Genomic DNA, 19,064 nt, shown 5'->3' on the forward strand with positions numbered 1-19,064 from the left:
GTGGTCAGCACGCTTTCAAGAAATTACAGCCCGGGGATGAAGGAAATGATTACGTCGATGATCTTGATGCCGATGAAGGGGGCGATCAGCCCGCCCAGGCCGTAGATCCCGAGGTTGCGCCGCAGCATCCTGTCCGCGTTCATCGGCCGGTACTGCACCCCGCGCAGGGCGAGCGGTACGAGCGCGATGATGATCAGCGCGTTGAAGATGACCGCGGAGAGGATCGCGGAGTCCGGCGAGGACAGCCGCATGATGTTGAGCTTGTCCAGGCCCGGGTAGACCGCGGCGAACAGCGCGGGGATGATCGCGAAGTACTTCGCCACGTCGTTGGCGATCGAGAACGTCGTCAACGCGCCCCGGGTGATGAGGAGTTGCTTGCCGATCTCGACGATCTCGATGAGCTTGGTCGGGTTGGAGTCGAGGTCGACCATGTTGCCGGCCTCCTTGGCGGCCGACGTGCCCGTGTTCATCGCGACGCCGACGTCGGCCTGCGCGAGGGCGGGCGCGTCGTTCGTGCCGTCACCCGTCATCGCGACGAGCTTGCCGCCCGCCTGCTCGCGCTTGATGAGCGCCATCTTGTCCTCGGGGGTCGCCTCCGCGAGGAAGTCGTCGACGCCTGCCTCGTCCGCGATCGCCTTGGCGGTCAGCGGGTTGTCGCCCGTGATCATGACGGTCTTGATGCCCATACGACGCAGCTCGTCGAACCGCTCGCGCATGCCCTCCTTGACGACGTCCTTGAGGTGGATCACCCCGAGTACGCGGGCGCCCTCGTCGTCCTCGACGGCGACCAGCAGCGGCGTACCGCCCGCCTCGGAGATCCGGCCCGCGAGCGTGCCGGCGTCGTCCGCGACGGTTCCGCCCTGCTCCCGGACCCAGGCGATGACCGAACCGGCCGCGCCCTTGCGGACCTTGCGCCCGTCCACGTCCACGCCCGACATCCGGGTCTGCGCGGTGAAGGCGATCCACTCCGCCTGCGTCAACTCGCCCTGGTGCCGCTCACGCAGCCCGTACTTCTCCTTCGCCAGTACGACGATGGAGCGGCCCTCGGGCGTCTCGTCGGCCAGCGAGGAGAGCTGGGCGGCATCCGCGACCTCGGCTTCCGTGGTGCCGCTGACCGGCAGGAACTCGGCGGCCTGCCGGTTGCCGAGCGTGATGGTGCCGGTCTTGTCGAGGAGGAGGGTCGACACGTCGCCGGCCGCCTCGACTGCCCTGCCGGACATGGCGAGTACGTTCCTCTGCACCAGCCGGTCCATGCCCGCGATGCCGATCGCGGACAGCAGCGCGCCGATCGTGGTCGGGATCAGGCAGACCAGCAGGGCCACCAGCACGACCATGGTGAGGTGCGTGCCCGCGTAGTCCGCGAGCGGCGGCAGCGTGGCGACCGCGAGCAGGAAGATGATCGTGAGCGAGGCGAGCAGGATGTTCAGCGCGATCTCGTTCGGTGTCTTCTGCCGGGCGGCGCCCTCGACCAGGTTGATCATGCGGTCGATGAAGGTCTCGCCGGGCTTCGTCGTGATCTTGATGACGATGCGGTCGGAGAGGACCTTCGTACCGCCGGTGACGGCCGAACGGTCGCCGCCGGACTCGCGGATGACCGGCGCCGACTCACCGGTGATCGCCGACTCGTCGACGCTCGCGACGCCCTCGACGACATCACCGTCGCCGGGGATGACATCGCCTGCCTCGCACACGACCAGGTCGCCGATACGCAGCTCGGTGCCGGGGACCTGCTCCTCGCGGTCATCCACGAGCCGCCGGGCGACGGTGTCGGTCTTGGCTTTGCGCAGGGTGTCGGCCTGCGCCTTGCCGCGCCCCTCGGCGACCGCCTCCGCCAGGTTCGCGAAGATCACGGTGAGCCAGAGCCAGGCGCTGATCGTCCAGCCGAACCAGTCCCCCGGGTCCGTGAACGAGAACACCGTCGTCAGTACGGACCCGACCAACACCACGAACATCACGGGGGACTTGACCATCACCCGCGGGTCGAGCTTGCGGAAGGCGTCCGGCAGCGACTTCAGCAGCAGCTTGGGGTCGAACAGGCCCGCGCCGACGCGCCCTTCCGCGGGGCCGCCCTTGTGCCCGGTCGGCACATCGCTGTGCGGCGCGCGGGTCGGAGTGGTGGCTGTGGACATCGAGTCCTCTTCTTGCTTCTTCTGCTTCGGCTTCTGTTTCTGTTTCTGTTTCTTGATGTCGGTGGTCATGTCGCCAGCCCCTCGGCGAGCGGGCCCAGCGCGAGTGCCGGGAAATAGGTCAGACCGGTGATGATCAGGATCGCGCCCACCAACAACCCGGTGAACAGCGGCTTTTCGGTACGCAGGGTGCCCGCGGTGGCCGGCACGGGCGTCTGCTCGGCGAGCGAGCCGGCCAGCGCCAGGACGAACACCATCGGCAGGAAGCGGCCCAGCAGCATCGCGAGCCCGATCGTGGTGTTGAACCACTGCGTGTCCGCGTTCAGACCGGCGAAGGCCGAGCCGTTGTTGTTGGCGCCGGAGGTGTAGGCGTACAGGATCTCGGAGAATCCGTGCGCGCCGGAGTTGAGCATCGAATGCGGCGGTGTGGGCAGCGCCATCGCGAAGGCGGTGAAGACGAGTACCAGCGTCGGGGTGATCAGGATGTAGCAGGCCGCGAGCTTGATCTCGCGGGTGCCGATCTTCTTGCCCAGGTACTCGGGCGTACGGCCGACCATGAGCCCCGCGATGAACACCGCGATGATCGCCATGATCAGCATGCCGTAGAGACCGGAGCCGACACCACCGGGCGCGATCTCGCCGAGCTGCATGCCCAGCAGGTTGAGCCCGCCGCCCAGCCCGGTGTTGGACGAGTGGAAGGAGTTCACCGCGCCCGTCGAGGTGAGCGTCGTGGAGATCGAGAAGATCGACGAAGCCCCGATGCCGAAGCGCTGCTCCTTGCCCTCCATCGCACCGCCGGCGATCTCGAACGCCGGGCCGTGGTGGGTGAATTCGGTCCACCACATCAGGCAGATGAAGCCGAGCCAGATGGTCGCCATCGTGGCGAGGATCGCGTACCCCTGCTTCAGCGAGCCGACCATCCGGCCGAAGGTCCGCGTCAGCGAGAACGGGATCAGCAGGAGCAGGAAAATCTCGAAGAGGTTCGAGAACGCGTTGGGGTTCTCGAAGGGGTGGGCGGAGTTGGCGTTGAAGTAACCGCCGCCGTTGGTGCCCACCTCCTTGATGGCTTCCTGGGAGGCGACCGCGCCACCGTTCCACTGCTGCGAACCACCCGTGAACTGACCGACCTCGTGAATGCCGGAGAAGTTCTGGATGGCACCGCACGCGACCAGCACGATCGCGGCGATGACGGAGATCGGCAGCAGGATGCGTACGACTCCCCGTATCAAGTCGGCCCAGAAGTTGCCCAGTTCACCGGTACGGGACCGCGCGAAGCCCCGTACTAGAGCGACCGCCACCGCGATGCCGACGGCCGCGGAGACGAAGTTCTGCACGGCCAGTCCGGCGGTCTGCACGACGTGGCCCATGGCCTGCTCGCCGTAGTACGACTGCCAGTTGGTGTTCGACACGAAGGACGCGGCGGTGTTGAACGCCTGGTCCGGGTCGATCGAGGCGAAGCCCAGCGAGCCGGGCAGGCTGCCCTGGACGCGCTGCAGGACGTACAGGAAGAGCACGCTCACCGCGGAGAAGGCGAGGACGCCACGCAGGTACGCGGGCCAGCGCATCTCGGTGTTCGGGTTGGCGCCGATGCCCTTGTAGATCCACTTCTCGACGCGCAGGTGCTTGTCGGAGGAGTAGACCCGGGCCATGTAGTCGCCGAGGGGTCGGTAGGCCAGCGCCAGCGCCGCGATGAGCGCGAGCAACTGGAGCACACCGGCAAGTACGGGGCTCATCGCGGGCGTCAGAACCTCTCCGGGAAGACAAGGGCGAGGACGAGATAGCCCAGCAGAGCGACGGCCACGATCAGGCCGACGATGTTTTCGGCGGTCACAGCTTCGCCACCCCCTTGGCTATGAGCGCCACCAACGCGAACACCGCGATCGTGGTGACGACGAAGGCCACGTCGGCCATGGGAGCTCCTGGATGAGGTTCGGAATGAACGGATGAACTGGGACGGTTTCGAGGAAAGCGCCTCTTCGACCGGTTTCGGCCACCATTGACGGGTCCCATACGCCGACGCATATGCCCTTGACGGTTCTCTTACGGCTCGAGCGCGGACCCCGACGCTCCATCGCGTGGGAGCGCTTCCATGAAAGGCGTGTTCATGTCACGATGCCCCGGGGGCTCCTTCCTGAGAGGGGCAAGTCGTGAGGATTCCGCGTACGCGGGTGTTCGTGAGCGGGCTGATCCTGGGGCTGTTGGGTGTCTGTGGCGTTGCCGTCCCGTCGTCGGGGGCGGACGACCGGACCGGCGGCTCGGCGGTGAAGTCGGAGAGTCCGAAGTCGGAGAGTTCGCTACCCGGTTCCTTCGCGTGGTCGTCCAGCGGGCCGCTGATCTCGCCGAAGCCGGACGCCGCGCATCCGATCGTCTCGGTCAAGGACCCGACGGTGATCCGGTACCAGGACAAGTGGCACGTGTACGCCACGACCGCCGACACCTCCGGGGCGTGGAGCCTGGCCCACACCAGCTTCGGCGACTGGTCCGAAGCCGCTTCCGCCCCGCAGACGTTCCTCGACACCAACCCCAACATCGGCAATCGGTACGCCGCCGCGCCCCAGGTGTTCTACTTCGCGCCCCAGCAGACCTGGTACATGGTCTACCAGACAGGTCCGCCGTCCTTCTCCACCACCAAGGACCCCTCGCGGCCGGAGAGTTGGAGCGCACCGCGCTACTTCATGGAGACGGAGCCGCCGATCGTCACGGAGAACAAGGGGAACGGCGCCTGGCTGGACTTCTGGGTGATCTGCGACGACACCGACTGCTATCTGTTCTTCTCCGACGGTAACGGCCACCAGTACCGCGCCCGGACCACGGTCGGCGAGTTCCCGAACGGCTTCCGCGACACCACCATCGTGCTCTCCGAACCGAACCGCTTCGACCTCTTCGAGGCCGGCAACGTCTACCGCGTAGGCGACACCGGCCAGTACCTGATGCTCGTGGAGGCGCTCGCCACCGGCTCCGACTGGCGACGGTATTTCCGGGCCTGGACGGCCGACAGCCTGGGCGGCGCGTGGAAGCCGCTGGCGGACACCGAGGCCAACCCGTTCATCCGCTCCAACAACGTGACCTTCGCACCGGGCCAACCCGCCTGGACCCAGGACTTCAGCCACGGCGAGATGATCCGCGACGGCGTCGACCAGAGCCTCACGATCAATCCGTGCCGCCTCCAGTTCCTCTACCAGGGCATGGACCCGGGTGCGAGCGGTGATTACTCCCAACTCCCTTGGCGGCTGGGCCTGTTGACCCAGACCAACTCCTCTTGCTGAACGCCGTCCTGCCAGAACCGCGACCAAGAAGGGACAACGACGTGTTCCCCCCTGCCCGCAACACCTCAAGGAGACCCCTGCGTTCGGCACTCGTCGCGCTCCTCGGCGCACTGGTGCCGTTACTCGCGGCAACGTTCCTCACCGCGCCCGCGGCCTCCGCCCGTACGGAGGCTCCCACCGCGGTCCCCACCGCCGAGCTCACCGAGATCACGAACTTCGGCACCAACCCCAGCAACCTCCAGATGTACCTGTACGTCCCGGACAACGTCGCCCCCAACCCGGCGGTCCTGGTGGCCGTCCACTACTGCACGGGGTCCGGCCCGGCGATGCACTCCGGCACCGAGTACGCCCAGCTGGCCGACCGGTACGGCTTCGTCGTGATCTATCCGTCCGTCACGCGCAGCAGCAAGTGCTTCGACGTCTCCTCGCCGCAGGCGCTGCGCCGGGACGGCGGCAGTGACCCGGTGGGCATCAAGTCCATGGTCGACTGGGTGACTCGTACGTACGACGCGGACACCGACCGGATCTTCGCCACCGGCATCTCCTCCGGCGCGATGATGACGAACGTGCTGCTGGGCGACTACCCCGACGTGTTCGCGGCGGGCGCCGCGTTCGCGGGTGTGCCGTTCGCCTGTTTCGCCACCACCAACGGGTCCGAGTGGAACAGCGACTGCTCAGGCGGCAACCTCATCCGCACCCCGCAGGCCTGGGGTGACCTGGTCCGCGGCGCCTACCCGGGCTACGACGGGCCCCGGCCGCGTATGCAGCTCTGGCACGGCACCGAGGACGACGTCCTGCGCTACCCCAACTTCGGGGAGGAGATCAAGCAGTGGACGAACGTGCACGGCGTCAGCCAGACACCCGCCCACACCGACTCACCCCAGGCGGGCTGGACCCGTACCCGCTACGGCTCCACCGGTGACCAGGCTCCCGTCGAAGCCATCAGCCTCCAGGGCGTCGGCCACAACCTGTACGCCTGGGGCATGGGGACCCGTGTGATCACGTTCTTCGGCCTGGACGGCACGGACCGGTGAGGCCGGCCTGCACCTCAACCCCGACGGCTACGGCATCCTGGCCTCGACAGTGCCGACCCACCTCTTCCGTCAACACTCGGTAGCACTGCGTCTAGCACTCGGTAGCACTGCGTCCCGCCCGGGGCCGGGCTCAGACCCGACCCCAAGTTCCCCGGTCCCGGGCCATCGCATGGAGCGCCTCGACATCCGCCGGCTTGAGCACACCCCCTGTACGGGCCAGCGACGCGACATCCGCGTCCTGGAGAACGCGAACCTCACGCAGCGGCGTCGCCACCGACACGTTCGACGGCGCGTAAAGCGCCAGCACCGGATGGACCTCCGCCGTCAGCGCGTACGACGCCCGGTCCGCAAAGGACCGAACCCGCCGCAGCAACGGCGACGGCTCCCGACGCCCGACCGTGACCATGGGGTCAGCCACCAGCACCCGCTGCTTACGGGCGTACAGCGTATGGACGGCGAACAGCCCCCCGGGCCCGATCATCAGGTGGTGAAGACGGTCGTCGCCAGGCAGCGGAAGGGAATGCAGCGCATGCCACCCCGCCCCCTCCAGCTCGTCAAGCGCCTCCCCCACCGCCAGCTCCGCGGCAAGCGCCCGCCGCCGGGGATCGGGCCGCAGCCGGTGCGGAGGCGAGGGATCGCGGTCCAGAGCGATCTGGAGGGCCTCACCGGGTCGGTTGGGGGCAAGGTCGTCGTCGGGGTGGAGGGTGAGCCGGGCGAGCTCGGCGGGGGTCGGGACCGGGGGCGGCCCCACGGTCACGGGCCCGGTCAGAAACGGGCCGAGCGCGTCGAGAACATCCTCGCGCCGGTCCTCGCTGAGCAGGTTGACCCTGCCCGCCTCCCTGTCGTACCAGGCGACGTTCCTGCCGTCGGTGTGACAGACGTACAGCCGTTCCTGACCGTGCTGCCAGGTCGGTACAACGCGCAGTCCGCTCATGCACCATCACCCCACGACCATGGGAACAGGCGGGGTACTCCAGGGGCAAGAACCCAGTTACCTTTGTCACGACTCGAGCGGGAGGCGCCGTTGCTGCCCAGTAGGAAGCAACCCGATGTGCCGGCCCCGGACAGCCCCTGGAGCGAGATCGTGCCCGGCCTGTGGATGGGCGGGCACGAGTACAAGGGCCGGTCCGGCGGGCTGGAGTTCGCCGTCGTACGCGATGAGTTCGACTTGGTCCTGACGTTGCTCCGACTACCCGGCCACGGCCCTGACGACGATGTGGAACACCATGTGTGGCCGATCCCGGACGGTCCTCTGGACGGTACGCAGCTCGCGGGCGTCCTGCGGCTGGCGCGGACCGCGGGCGAGGGGCTGACGCAGGGCCGCCGGGTCCTGGTCCGCTGCTACCACGGCTACAACCGCTCGGGCCTGGTCGTCGCCCACGCCCTGATCAGCGCGGGCCACACCGCCGACGAAGCGATCCGTCTGATCCGTAACCGCCGCTCCCGGTGGGCACTGCACAACGAGCTCTTCGTGGAGTACCTGAAGACCGGCCTCGACACGGTCCGGCTCCTCGAAGAACTGGCCGAGTGATCGGCGGAGTCACCGAGCGCGACCACCCACAACGAACCGCAGCTCAGAACCGGCACGCACCCCGATGGCCCAGCACGACGGGCGCCCTCCAAGGTCGACTCCTAGCGTGGCGATAGGTCACCTTCAGTCACAAGCCCCGCTGACACTGAGGCCGACATAACGGGACATGAGCCGCATCCCTTGTTACGTTCCGGGCATGCTCTCGCCCGGACCGACAGCGCAGGCGGACCCACCCGCTCCGGACGTACGCCTCCCCCGGCGCCGAGGCATCGAGTTCACCCTCCTCGTCCTGGCGGTGCTGCTCTCGGTGTACGGCTACTGCGCTGTCGGTCTCGCCCGGAACGGCACCCTCCCGCCCGGCGCCGCAGGTTACGGCGCCGGGCTCGGCGTGCTCGCGCTTCTCGCGCATGGGGCGGTGCGGTGGCGGGCGCCGTACGCCGATCCGCTGCTGCTCCCGATCGCCGTACTGCTCAACGGTCTCGGCCTGGTGCTGATCTACCGGCTCGACCTGGAGACCCCGGCCGATCCGGCGGCCCCCACGCAACTCGTCTGGTCGACGCTGGGAGTCGGCCTGTTCATCGCGGTCGTCCTCGTCCTGCGCGACCACCGGGTGCTCCAGCGCTATGCGTACGTCTCCGTCGTCACCGCACTGGTCCTGCTCACCCTGTCGATCTTCTTCCCGGCCGTGAACGGCGCCCGGATCTGGATCAGGGTCGGCGGATTCTCCATACAGCCGGGCGAGTTCGCGAAGGTGCTGCTCGCGGTGTTCTTCGCCAGCTATCTCGCGGCGAACCGCAACGCCCTCGCGTACACGGGCCGCCGTATCTGGAAACTCCAACTGCCCACGGGACGCGTACTCGGCCCGATCGTCACGATCTGGGTGCTGAGCGTCGGCGTCCTGGTCCTGGAGCGGGATCTGGGGACCTCGCTCCTCCTCTTCGGCCTGTTCGTGATCCTGTTGTACGTCGCCACGGGCCGCACCGGCTGGATCGCGGTCGGCCTGCTGCTCGCGGCCCTAGGAGCCTTCGCCGTCGGCTGTCTCGAACCGCATGTGCACAGCCGTGTCGAGGACTGGCTGCACCCCTTCGCGTCCATCGAGGCGGGCCTGGGGCCGAGCCAACTCGCCCAGTCCCTCTACGCGTTCGCCGCCGGCGGGCTGCTCGGCACCGGCCTCGGGCTCGGCCATTCGATCCTCATCGGCTTCGCCGCCAAGTCGGACTTCATCCTGGCGACGGCGGGCGAGGAACTGGGCCTGGCCGGACTCTCCGCGATCTTCCTGCTGTACGGGCTGCTGGTCGAGCGCGGCTACCGGGCGGGCCTGGCCCTGCGCGACCCCTTCGGGCGGCTGCTCGCGGTCGGGCTCGCCTCGATCGTGGCGCTCCAGGTGTTCGTGATCGCGGGCGGGGTGACCGGGCTGATCCCGCTGACCGGGATGCCGATGCCGTTCCTGGCGCAGGGCGGTTCGTCGGTCGTCACCAACTGGATCATCGTGGCCCTGCTGATCCGCCTCAGCGACTCGGCACGCGGCCGGTACGACGGTGAGGGCGCATCATGACCGGCGACGGCCGCCCCATGCCCCGGTACATCCGGCACGCCGCCGCCTTCTGCGCCCTGCTCCTGCTCGCGCTCCTCGTGAACGCCACCCGCCTCCAGATCGTCCAGGCCCGCTCGTACGACGAGAACCCGGCCAACCGCCGCCAGGCGATCGCCCGTTACGGCCAGCCGCGCGGCGACATCCTGGTCGGCGGCAGGCCGGTCACCGGTTCCAGGGACTCGGGAGAGAACCTCCGCTACGAACGGACGTACAGATACGGCCCGCTGTACGCACCCGTCACCGGCTTCGCCTCACAGAGGTACGGAACGACTCTCCTGGAAAACGCCGAGGACGACCTCCTCTCCGGCACCGACCCGATGCTCTCCCCGCTCCCCCTGTGGAACGACCTCACACGCGCCCGCAACCCCGGCGGCAACGTCGTCACCACTCTCAACGCGGCCGCGCAGCAAGCGGCGTACGACGGACTCGGCGACCGGCGGGGCGCGGTGGCCGCCGTCGAACCCTCGACGGGCCGGATCCTGGCGCTCGTCTCCGCCCCCTCCTACGACCCTCAGGAGCTGTCCGGGACGGACAAGGCGGTGGCGGATGCCTGGGCGCGGCTGAACGGTGCGGCGGACCAGCCGATGCTCAACCGGGCCGTCCGCCAGACCTATCCGCCGGGTTCGACGTTCAAGGTGGTCACCGCGGCGGCGGCGCTCGACGCGGGCGTGGTGAAGGACCTGGACGCACGCGTCAAAGCCCCCGATCCGTACCGGCTGCCGGGCAGTTCGGCGCGGCTGACGAACCATGCCGACGACTGCGCCGACGCCTCGCTGCGCTATGCCTTCGCCTGGTCGTGCAACACGGTGTTCGCCAAGCTGGGCGTGGAGGTGGGGCAGACAGACATGGCGCGCACGGCCTCCGGCTTCGGCTTCAACGACCCGGGGTTGAGGATCCCGTTCCCGGTCTCCACCAGCACGTTCGACACCGGCCTGGACAAGGCGCAGCTCGCGCTGTCCTCCATCGGTCAGTTCGACACCCGGGCGACACCGCTGCAGATGGCGATGGTAGCGGCGGCGGTGGCGAACGGCGGCTCGGTGCGCGCGCCCCATCTGGTGGAGCGGACGACCACGGCCGCGGGCGCCTCGGTGTCGACCACCGGCCCGCGGACCGTACGCCGGGCCATGAACCCGTCCACGGCCAGGCTGCTACGGGAGTTGATGACGGACGCGGTGCGCAAGGGCACCGGCCGGAAGGCCGCCGTTCCCGGCGCCGAGGTCGGCGGCAAGTCGGGCACCGCCCAGCACGGCATCGGCAACGCCGGTACCCCGTACGCCTGGTTCATCTCCTGGGCCCAGGCCCGCGACGCCGTGGAACCGGCGGTCGCCGTGGCGGTCGTCGTCGAGGACGCGGCGGCCGACCGGGGCGAGATCAGCGGGGCCGGGGACGCGGCACCGATCGCACGGGCCGTCATGAAAGCGGTACTCGACTGACCGGTACTCGACTCACCCGCTTGCCATGGCCGTTGACGAGGGCTCCTGGACGAGCGCGGCGGGCAGGGCCACGTACGCCGTGACGCCCGAGCCTGCTGTGGGGCGCAGCTCCACATGGGCGCCGAGGCGGGAGGCGAGCGCGCCCACGACGTGGTGGCCGAGGAAGCGGGTGGGTGCCGTGAGGAAGGAGCCGCTGCCGGACAGCAGGGCGTTGGCCTCGGCCATGCGTTCCAGGGTCATGCCGATGCCACGGTCGACGACGGCCAGGCAGTACTCGGCGCCGTCCTGCCAGCCGTAGACCTCGACGGGCTGCTGGGGCGGGCTGAACATCAGGGCGTTCTCGAGGAGTTCGGCCAGCAGATGGGACAGCTCGGCGACGGCGTGGCCGCGGATGCGACAGGCCGCGACGTCGACGGCCGCGACCCGGCGGTACTGCTCGACCTCCGAGACGGCCGACTGCACCACCTCGGTGATGGTGACCATGCCGGGCCAGGAGCGGGCGGGAGCCTCCTCGCCGGCGAGGACGAGCAGGGACTCGGCGTTGCGGCGCATGCGCGTCGCCAGATGGTCGAGCTCGAAGAGTTCGGCGAGGGCGTCCGGGTCGAGTTCCTGGTTCTCCAGGGTGGTGATCAGGCCGAGCTGGCGCTTGAGCAACGTCTGGTTGCGGCGGCCTAGGCTGGCCAGGGACTCGGTGCTGTTGCGGCGCAGGACGGCCTGTTCGGCGGCGAGGCCCACGGCGGTGTGCTCGACGTTGCGCAGGGCGGCGGCCAGGCGGGTGATCTCCCGTGCGCTGCCCGGGAGTTGGGACCGCGCCGGATCGTCCGGGTCATGGGGACCGGGGCTGTCCGGGTCGGCCTCCTGGATGCGTTTGACGGCGGTCGGCAGCCGGGTGCCCGCGACCGCATCGGCCTCGTCGGCGAGGGCGCCGAGGGGACGGGTGATGGAGCGCGCGGAGATGACGGCGAGCGCGGTGGCCACGGCGACGATCAGCGCGCCGAGCCCGAGGAAGCCGCCGAGCTCGCGGGTGGCGGCGGCGCCGCTGTCGGCGGCGTCGGCGCGTACGTCGTCGCCGACGGTGCGCTGCACGTCATGCAGGTCGTCGACGAGGGTCGTCATGTCCCGCCACCAGCGCGCCGGGGCGACGTTCAGCCGCGAGCCGTCGGCGCCTTGCTCTGCCTGTGTCTCGTAGCCGCTGACGCGCTGGGCGGCGGCCGTCTTGAAGGCGGCGTCGAGGTCGGACTGCTGGGCGGGCGTGGCGAGTTGGCGGAACTGGCCGAGCGCGGCGAGGCGGGTGGCGCGGATCTCGGTGAAGTCGAGGTACTCGCCGCCGCGGAAGCGTCCGGCCGCGAACACTCCGTTGAGCGAGCCGCGTTCGAGGGCGACGGCCTCGGTGGCGCGGGCCAGGGCCTGCAGGGCCTGGACACCCTCGGTGATACGGCGCTCGCCGTGGGCGGCGCCCGCGGACTCGGCGTCGATGAGGGCGGTGACGGCCTTCGTGTAGTAGGCCAGGGTGTCGGCCCGGTCGGCGGTGCCGGCGTCGACCTCGGCACGGGTGACGGAAAGGTCGACGAGGGGAACCTGGGCATCGTCGAGGGCGGAGGAGGCGGCATCCGGCAGATCACCGCTCTCCTCCGAGAGCACCGCTCGCAATGCGGAGCGGGCGTCGTCGGTACGGTCCCGCTGGTTCCGTACGTCGTTCCGGTACTCCTCGGCACCACCCAACAGCCCGTTGGTGAGCCCGCGTTCACGCTGCAGCTCCCGTACCAGATCCTGCACCCGCAACAGCACGCCCACCTGCGCCTCGGTCCCACGCGCGGCGGACCAGTCGGCGGCACGGTCGGCGACGCCCAGCCCCGTCAGCACGAGCAACAGGCAGGTCGGCACGGCCAGCACGATGGCCATGCGCCCACGGATCGAGTTCCAGCCGGGAAGGGCAGGAAGGGTGGGAAGTTTGGTCAGCACGTTCCCCGTCATGCTCCGCGAGGCTACGGGCGGGCTGGTCAGGCGGCGGTTTCCCGCCCGTAAGACGTCGGTTCACAGGAACTCACGCTGCGTCAGAGGCAGTTGTGAGAAGGGGAGGTACGGGGACGGAGGCGCCCGCCCGGCGGGACGGGATCGTGTTCGAGGGTTGAGAAGGTGGAGAAAAGGCCTTGAGCGCGCCGCCGAGCCGACCTAACGTTCGGTCCATGACGCAACCCGCCGCGTACGAACTCGCCCAGGTCAACATCGCCCGCCTCAAGGCCCCGCTGGATTCACCTCAGTTGAAGGACTTCGTCGACGCCCTCGACCCGGTGAACGCGGCCGCCGACACCTCGGACGGCTTCGTCTGGCGCCTGCAGAGCGACTCGGGCAACGCGACGGACGTCCCCGTCTTCGGCGACGACTGGCTGATCATCAACATGACGGTGTGGCGCGACATCAACGCCCTCACGGCGTTCATGTATCAGGGGCAGCACCGGGAGCTGCTGGCCCGGCGCAGGGAGTGGTTCGAGAAGCTTCAGGAGGCGGTGACGGCCCTGTGGTGGGTCCCGGCCGGACACCGGCCGACTGTGGCGGAGGCGGAGGAGCGGCTGCTGCATCTGCGGACGCACGGGCCGACGCCGTACGCGTTCACGCTGCGGACGTCGTTCCCGCCGGGAGCCTCGGAGCCGGTGCTCGGCGAGGTGCCGGAGGGGCTGGGCTGCTCGGTCTAGCGGCGGCGGTTGATGGCGGTGAGGTCGATGTCGATGGGGAACGGGACGGTCAGTTCGAGTTTGTCGTGGAAGATGCCGGTCGGGACGTACGTTGTGGTGGCGGGGTCGAGTTCGTAGACGTAGACCACGGGGAGTCCGTTGTTCTGCTCGATCCGCCAGTAGTTGCTGATGCCGGCCTTGGCGTACTTTCGGGGCTTGGTCTCACGGTCGCGCTCCTCGGAGTCCTCGGACACGACCTCGACGGCGAGGACGACATCCTCGGGCAGAAGTCTCGTGTCTTTGGGCCCGGTATCAGCGCCGGCACGGGCCACCAGGACGTCCGGCTCCGGGCGGTTGTGGCGGCTGAGCGTGACGGTGAATTCACGGTAGACGTCGAACTCGTCTGGTGCCTGGTCGAGCAGTGCGTTGTCCAGCATTCGAATCGTGCGCATGTGAAACGACGTCTGCGGACTCACGAAAACAAGGCTCCCGTCGATCAGCTCCGTGTGCGGAGGAAGGTTGGGAAGCTCGTCCAGGTCGTCCGCCGTCCAGCCACCCTGCGGCGGACGGACCCACTCGTAGTCCTCGTCCACCCCGTAGTCGCGTGCGGCGCTCATGATTGCTCCCATGTGACGGAGTCTGCCGGGCACAGTCAGGGTACTCGGGGGAATATGCCGATTCGCCCGACGATCGAGTGATCATCCCGCGCGGCGCTGACCCGCCTCAGCCCTCCGCCCCCGCCTCGATCGCCCCCTCCACCTCCGTCACCCGCTCCCGCTCCTCCACCGCGAAGCGCTCCGCGTCCAGTTTCTCCGCGATTTCCTCGTCCTGGGCCATGAGGAGGTCCAGGTTGGAGTTGCCCATCTCGAAGACGCCCATGTCGACGTATGCCTGCTGGAGGCGCTTGCCCCACAGGCCGATGTCCTTGACGCAGGGGACGATGCGGCTGAAGAGCAACTGGCGGAAGAGGGCGAGGAATTCGGACTGCTCGCTGTACTCCTCGGCCTCCGCCTTGGCGATGCCGAAGTTCTCCAGGACCTCGACGCCGCGCAGCCGGTCGCGCATCAGGTAGCAGCCCTCGATGACGAATTCCTCGCGTTCGCGCAGTTCGGCGTCGGAGAGCTGCTTGTAGTAGTCGCGGAGCGCCATGCGGCCGAAGGCCACGTGCCGGGCCTCGTCCTGCATGACGTACGCGAGGATCTGTCGCGGCAACGGCTTGTCCGTCGTGTCGCGGATCATGCCGAAGGCGGCGAGAGCGAGCCCTTCGATCAGGACCTGCATTCCGAGGTACGGCATGTCCCAGCGCGAGTCGCGCAGTGTGTCGCCGAGCAGGGACTGGAGGTTGTCGTTGACCGGGTAGACCATCCCGATCTTCTCGTGCAGGAAGCGGCCGTAGATCTCCGCGTGCCGGGCCTCGTCCATCGTCTGGGTCGCGGAGTAGAACTTGGCGTCCAAGTCGGGCACGGACTCGACGATCCGGGCCGCGCACACCATCGCGCCCTGCTCGCCGTGCAGGAACTGGCTGAACTGCCAGGAGGCGTAGTGCTTGCGCAGCTCGCCCTTGTCCCGCTCCGTCATCTGCGCCCAGTGCCGGGTGCCGTAGAGGGTGAGCGACTCGTCGGGGATACCGAGCGGATCGTACGGGTCCACCTCCAGGTCCCAGTCGATCCGCCGCTGTCCGTCCCACTGCTTGTCCTTGCCCTTCTGGTACAGGGCCAGCAGCCGGTCACGTCCGTCGTCGTACTCCCAGCTGAACCGTGCCGCACCGCTCGCGGGCACCTGCCAGAGGGGATCTCCGGGGTCCTTGGCGTAGAGGTCAAAGGTCGGCATAGTGCGCAGGCTCTCGCGTGCTAGACGAAGTGTCAACAAGTCTTACGCAAGGGATTGACGAGCTTGCTGACAGGCGGTCTCATAAGCGTTGACCACCGGTAACTCCCTTGGCCTGTCAGGATCTTCGAAGAGGTGGCCCGGCCATGACGACCGTGACGGAAGCCGACGCGCTCGAGGGCGTGCGCGATGCGCTCGGCCTGCTCAAGGACCGGGAACAGGTGGCCGCACGGCTGCTCGACGCGTCCGCGAAGCACTCCTTCGACCCCGACAAGGAGCTGGACTGGGACGCGCCCTTCGAGGAGGGCAAGTGGTTCTGGCCGCCGGAGCTGGTGTCGCTGTACGGCACGCCGATGTGGCGGCGGATGTCCCAGGAACAGCGGATACTCCTCTCCCGGCATGAGGCCGCGGCGCTGGCCTCGCTGGGGATCTGGTTCGAGATCATCCTGATGCAGCTGCTCGTACGGCACATCTACGACAAGGCGGCGACGAGTGCCCACGTGCGGTACGCGCTCACGGAGATCGAGGACGAGTGCCGCCACTCCAAGATGTTCGCCCGCCTCATCAGCCGGGGCGGAACCCCGTACTACCCGGTGAGCCGCCTCCACCAGAACCTGGGCCGCCTCTTCAAGACGATCTCCACCACTCCCGGTTCCTTCACGGCGACGCTGCTCGGCGAGGAGGTCCTCGACTGGATGCAACGCCTGACGTTCCCGGACGAACGCGTCCAGCCCCTGATCCGCGGCGTCACCCGGATCCACGTCGTCGAGGAGTCCCGCCACGTCCGCTACGCCCGCGAAGAACTCCGCCGCCAGATGGTGACCGCCCCACGCTGGTCCCAGGAGTTCACCCGCATCTCCTCCGGCGAGTTCGCCTGCGTCTTCTCCATCGCCTTCATCAACCCCGCCGTCTACACCAACGTCGGCCTCAACCGCCACGAGGCCCTGACCCAGGTCCGCTCCAGCGCACACCGCCGCGAGGTCATGCAGACCGGAGCCAAGCACCTGACGGACTTCCTCGACGACATCGGCGTACTGCGGGGCCCGGGGCGACGCTTGTGGAGGGCGTCGGGATTGCTGGCCTGACCGCTCCTGCCGCGGGCTGTCAGCGGTTGCGCGGGACGACCAGGCCGGATTCGTAGGCGAGGACCACGAGTTGGGCGCGGTCGCGGGCGTGGAGCTTGGCCATGGCGCGGTTGATGTGGGTCTTGGCGGTCATCGGGCTGATCACCATGCGGTCCGCGATCTGGTCGTTGGACAGGCCCTGGGCGACCAGGGTGACGGCCTCGCGTTCGCGGTTGGTCAGCTCTTCCAGCCCCTTCTCGATGCCGGTGTGGAGCGGCTGGGTGACGTACCGGTTGATCAGCTTGCGGGTGATCGACGGTGCGAGCAGGGCGTCACCGCGCGCGGCGACGCGTACGGCGTGCAGAAGGTCCTCCGGCACGATGTCCTTGACGAGGAATCCAGCGGCGCCCGCGCGCAGCGCGTCGAAGACGTATTCATCGAAGCCGTAGTTGGTCAGGATGACGACGTGTACGCCGGCCAGGTCGGGGTCCGCGGCGATGCGCCGGGTCGCTTCGATGCCGTCGATGACCGGCATCCGGATGTCGATGAGCGCGATGTCGGGCCGGTGTTCCTTCGTGAGGGCCAGTCCCTCCTCCCCGTCCCCGGCCTCGGCCACCACGACGATGTCGTCTTCCATGTCGAGGAGTGCGCGGAAGCCGCTGCGCAGGAGCGGCTGGTCGTCGACCAGCAGGACACGGATCACGACGTCTGCTCCACAGGAAGTTCGGCCTGGACGGTGAAGCCGCCCTCACAGCGCGGCTCCGCCCGCAGCCGGCCACCGAGGGCGGTGACTCGTTCGCGCATCCCCAGCAGCCCGACGCCGGGCACCAGGGCCGTGTCCGGTGTGGCCTTGCCGTCGTCATCGATGCGTATCGCAAGGGCGTCGGAACGGCAGTCGATCCGGACCGACGCCGTGGCGGCGCCCGCGTGACGGGCGATGTTGGTGAGCGATTCCTGAACGATCCGGTAGGCGGTACGGTCCACCGCGGCCGGTACGTCGTGCCGTGGCCCTTCGATCGTCAGCGTTGCGTCCAGGCCGATGGTTCGGGCCCGTTCCACCAGTTCCGGGACGTGGTCGAGCCCACGCGGCGGGGCTGTGTCGTCATCGCGCAGCGCCTCCAAGGTCGCTCGCAGTTCCCGGGTCGCCTCCCGTCCGGCCTGCTGGATCGCCAGCAGGGCCTCCGGCACCTGTTCGCCGCGCTTGCGGGCCACATGAACGGCGACCTCGGCCTGCACCTTGATGACCGAGATCTGATGGGTCAGCGAATCGTGCAGTTCCCGCGCGATGTGCAGCCGCTCCTCGTCCGCGCGGCGCCGCGCGGTCTCCTCCCGGGTGCGCTCGGCCTCGTCGGCCCGCCGCTCGGCCTGCCGCAGCGCTTCACCCGCGGCACCGGCCGCGATCAGCCAGGCCAGCTCGAGGGCGCCTCGGGCCTGCGCGAACGCCTCGCCCGTGTCGTGCAGGCCTGAGGCCAGGGCCGCGAGGGGGAGAGCGGCCAGCATGGCCACGCTCGCCGCCACCGTGATGACGCGATATCCCGCCCGTACGGCTGCGTACACCGCGAACAGGTAGGCGACGGCAGGCACGTCGAAACCGGCCGCCTGGTAACCCACCGCGCACAGCCCGGTGACGGCCAGGACAGGAACCGGAGCCCGGCGGCACGCGGCCAGCGCCAGGCCGCCGACCACCAGCAGCGCGTAGCCGAGCAGATCGAGGTTCGTGGCGGAGTGCTGCCCGGACAGCCCGGTGACCAGCAGCGCCGCTGCCACGCCGACGGCGATCGCCCAGTCTCTGACCCCGGCCGGGACTCGGGACAGTCCTGCACTCATGCGCGCACCATAACCGGATGTCACCGCAGGCGAGTCCCGCTCACGGACGAGCGGCCGACTACCGCGCCCGCGGTACTTCCACGGCGCCTGCAGCATCTGCGACAACCGCGTGCGCCATCGGCGGCAGCGCGAAGTGCATGCGCCTGCGGGACGACCGGCGGGGCTCCCGGCGACATGCTCAGAAGGCATCCAACCCCGCAAACGAGACGTACGAATAAGGAGAGGGACATGAGCGCATCAGGAGCCCTGATCCAGCCGGTCGCCGCCAGTGTCTTCGACATGAGCGCCGGACGCCTCGGAGCCACCTCGGCCGCCGTCCTTGGGCTGATCGGCGTGGTCATCGGTGGGCTGGCCCTGGCCCGCCCCGCCGGTCGTTTCGGCATCGGCTCCGGGCGACTCGGAACCGTCGTGGCCCTGGCGACGGGTCTGATCGCCATCACCCTCGGTGGACTGATCGTGGCCACCTCCGACGGTGGCCTCGGCACCGGCAACGGGCTGGGCGGAGCCTTCGTGGCCCTGATCGTGGGCGTGATCGCCATGGTCCTCGGTGGCCTGGCTCTGGCCCGCTCCCGCCGCACCGTGTGACCGGCCGGGGGTTCTTTTCCCCAAGCCCACCCCTTCCCGAAACTGGGGGCTGCGCCCCCAGGCCCCCTGCCTCCGGCGGGTGGGGCGCCTCGTAGGCGGGTGGGG

Annotated in this window: 16 protein-coding genes and 1 pseudogene; 8 read left to right on the top strand and 9 right to left on the bottom strand. The window is 69.0% G+C overall.

Annotated elements, in window-relative coordinates; genetic code table 11:
- Positions 1-23: 23 nt before the first annotated feature.
- The 3 genes from kdpB to kdpF are packed head-to-tail and all read right to left on the bottom strand — an operon-like array spanning position 24 to position 3,957.
- The gene (gene kdpB, locus ACYVO6_RS45950) at positions 24-2,198 is read right to left on the bottom strand and encodes a potassium-transporting ATPase subunit KdpB (RefSeq protein WP_461072374.1); all 2,175 of its coding nucleotides are present in this window, start codon (positions 2,196-2,198) and stop codon (positions 24-26) included.
- Positions 2,195-3,859 (bottom strand): potassium-transporting ATPase subunit KdpA, encoded by a 1,665-nt coding sequence (gene kdpA, locus ACYVO6_RS45955; protein WP_461072376.1) that lies wholly within the window; start codon positions 3,857-3,859, stop codon positions 2,195-2,197. The genes kdpB and kdpA overlap by 4 nt, the downstream gene beginning before the upstream one ends.
- An 8-nt stretch (positions 3,860-3,867) precedes the next feature.
- Complete coding sequence (gene kdpF, locus ACYVO6_RS45960; RefSeq protein ID WP_055544543.1) at positions 3,868-3,957, bottom strand: K(+)-transporting ATPase subunit F; 90 nt, start codon at positions 3,955-3,957, stop codon at positions 3,868-3,870.
- A gap of 316 nt (positions 3,958-4,273) precedes the next feature.
- On the opposite strand from kdpF, the gene ACYVO6_RS45965 reads away from it, so the two are divergent.
- The gene (locus tag ACYVO6_RS45965; RefSeq protein WP_461072378.1) at positions 4,274-5,392 is read left to right on the top strand and encodes a non-reducing end alpha-L-arabinofuranosidase family hydrolase; all 1,119 of its coding nucleotides are present in this window, start codon (positions 4,274-4,276) and stop codon (positions 5,390-5,392) included.
- A gap of 41 nt (positions 5,393-5,433) precedes the next feature.
- A pseudogene (locus tag ACYVO6_RS45970) lies at positions 5,434-6,411 on the top strand (extracellular catalytic domain type 1 short-chain-length polyhydroxyalkanoate depolymerase); the annotation flags it as partial.
- A 145-nt stretch (positions 6,412-6,556) separates the two neighbouring features.
- Here ACYVO6_RS45970 and ACYVO6_RS45975 read toward each other — a convergent pair.
- Positions 6,557-7,360 carry a nuclease-related domain-containing protein gene (locus tag ACYVO6_RS45975; protein WP_461072380.1) on the bottom strand — a complete coding sequence of 268 codons (804 nt, stop codon included), beginning with the start codon at positions 7,358-7,360 and terminating at the stop codon, positions 6,557-6,559.
- A gap of 90 nt (positions 7,361-7,450) precedes the next feature.
- On the opposite strand from ACYVO6_RS45975, the gene ACYVO6_RS45980 reads away from it, so the two are divergent.
- The 3 genes from ACYVO6_RS45980 to ACYVO6_RS45990 all read left to right on the top strand — a co-directional run bounded on the left by ACYVO6_RS45980 (position 7,451) and on the right by ACYVO6_RS45990 (position 10,984).
- Positions 7,451-7,957: a protein-tyrosine phosphatase family protein gene (locus ACYVO6_RS45980; protein WP_461072382.1), complete on the top strand. Its 507-nt coding sequence runs from the start codon at positions 7,451-7,453 to the stop codon at positions 7,955-7,957.
- A gap of 196 nt (positions 7,958-8,153) precedes the next feature.
- Positions 8,154-9,512 carry an FtsW/RodA/SpoVE family cell cycle protein gene (locus tag ACYVO6_RS45985; RefSeq protein ID WP_461072384.1) on the top strand — a complete coding sequence of 453 codons (1,359 nt, stop codon included), beginning with the start codon at positions 8,154-8,156 and terminating at the stop codon, positions 9,510-9,512.
- 17 nt (positions 9,513-9,529) lie between these two features.
- Complete coding sequence (locus ACYVO6_RS45990; protein ID WP_461072403.1) at positions 9,530-10,984, top strand: penicillin-binding transpeptidase domain-containing protein; 1,455 nt, start codon at positions 9,530-9,532, stop codon at positions 10,982-10,984.
- Positions 10,985-10,996: 12 nt separating this feature from the next.
- Here the strand turns inward: ACYVO6_RS45990 and ACYVO6_RS45995 are convergent, their stop codons facing one another.
- The gene (locus tag ACYVO6_RS45995) at positions 10,997-12,958 is read right to left on the bottom strand and encodes a sensor histidine kinase (RefSeq protein ID WP_461072385.1); all 1,962 of its coding nucleotides are present in this window, start codon (positions 12,956-12,958) and stop codon (positions 10,997-10,999) included.
- Positions 12,959-13,170: 212 nt separating this feature from the next.
- Between ACYVO6_RS45995 and ACYVO6_RS46000 the strand changes: the two genes are divergently transcribed.
- Complete coding sequence (locus ACYVO6_RS46000) at positions 13,171-13,677, top strand: DUF3291 domain-containing protein (RefSeq protein WP_461072386.1); 507 nt, start codon at positions 13,171-13,173, stop codon at positions 13,675-13,677.
- On the opposite strand, the gene ACYVO6_RS46005 is transcribed toward ACYVO6_RS46000, so the two are convergent.
- Positions 13,674-14,273 (bottom strand): Uma2 family endonuclease, encoded by a 600-nt coding sequence (locus ACYVO6_RS46005; protein ID WP_461072387.1) that lies wholly within the window; start codon positions 14,271-14,273, stop codon positions 13,674-13,676. The two genes, ACYVO6_RS46000 and ACYVO6_RS46005, sit on opposite strands and share 4 nt — an antisense overlap.
- 106 nt (positions 14,274-14,379) lie before the next feature.
- Positions 14,380-15,486: a ferritin-like domain-containing protein gene (locus ACYVO6_RS46010; protein WP_461072389.1), complete on the bottom strand. Its 1,107-nt coding sequence runs from the start codon at positions 15,484-15,486 to the stop codon at positions 14,380-14,382.
- A 143-nt stretch (positions 15,487-15,629) separates the two neighbouring features.
- On the opposite strand from ACYVO6_RS46010, the gene ACYVO6_RS46015 reads away from it, so the two are divergent.
- Complete coding sequence (locus ACYVO6_RS46015) at positions 15,630-16,568, top strand: AurF N-oxygenase family protein (protein WP_461072391.1); 939 nt, start codon at positions 15,630-15,632, stop codon at positions 16,566-16,568.
- A gap of 19 nt (positions 16,569-16,587) precedes the next feature.
- Here the strand turns inward: ACYVO6_RS46015 and ACYVO6_RS46020 are convergent, their stop codons facing one another.
- Both ACYVO6_RS46020 and ACYVO6_RS46025 read right to left on the bottom strand, forming a co-directional pair.
- Entirely contained in the window at positions 16,588-17,250 is a 663-nt protein-coding gene (locus ACYVO6_RS46020; protein WP_461072393.1) for a response regulator, read from the bottom strand.
- Positions 17,247-18,374, bottom strand: coding sequence for a sensor histidine kinase (locus ACYVO6_RS46025; protein ID WP_461072395.1), 1,128 nt, complete (start codon positions 18,372-18,374; stop codon positions 17,247-17,249). The genes ACYVO6_RS46020 and ACYVO6_RS46025 overlap by 4 nt, the downstream gene beginning before the upstream one ends.
- A 228-nt stretch (positions 18,375-18,602) precedes the next feature.
- On the opposite strand from ACYVO6_RS46025, the gene ACYVO6_RS46030 reads away from it, so the two are divergent.
- Complete coding sequence (locus tag ACYVO6_RS46030) at positions 18,603-18,959, top strand: DUF6223 family protein (RefSeq protein ID WP_461072397.1); 357 nt, start codon at positions 18,603-18,605, stop codon at positions 18,957-18,959.
- Positions 18,960-19,064 lie beyond the last annotated feature (105 nt).

The sequence above is a fragment of the Streptomyces pseudoechinosporeus genome, assembly GCF_054783935.1.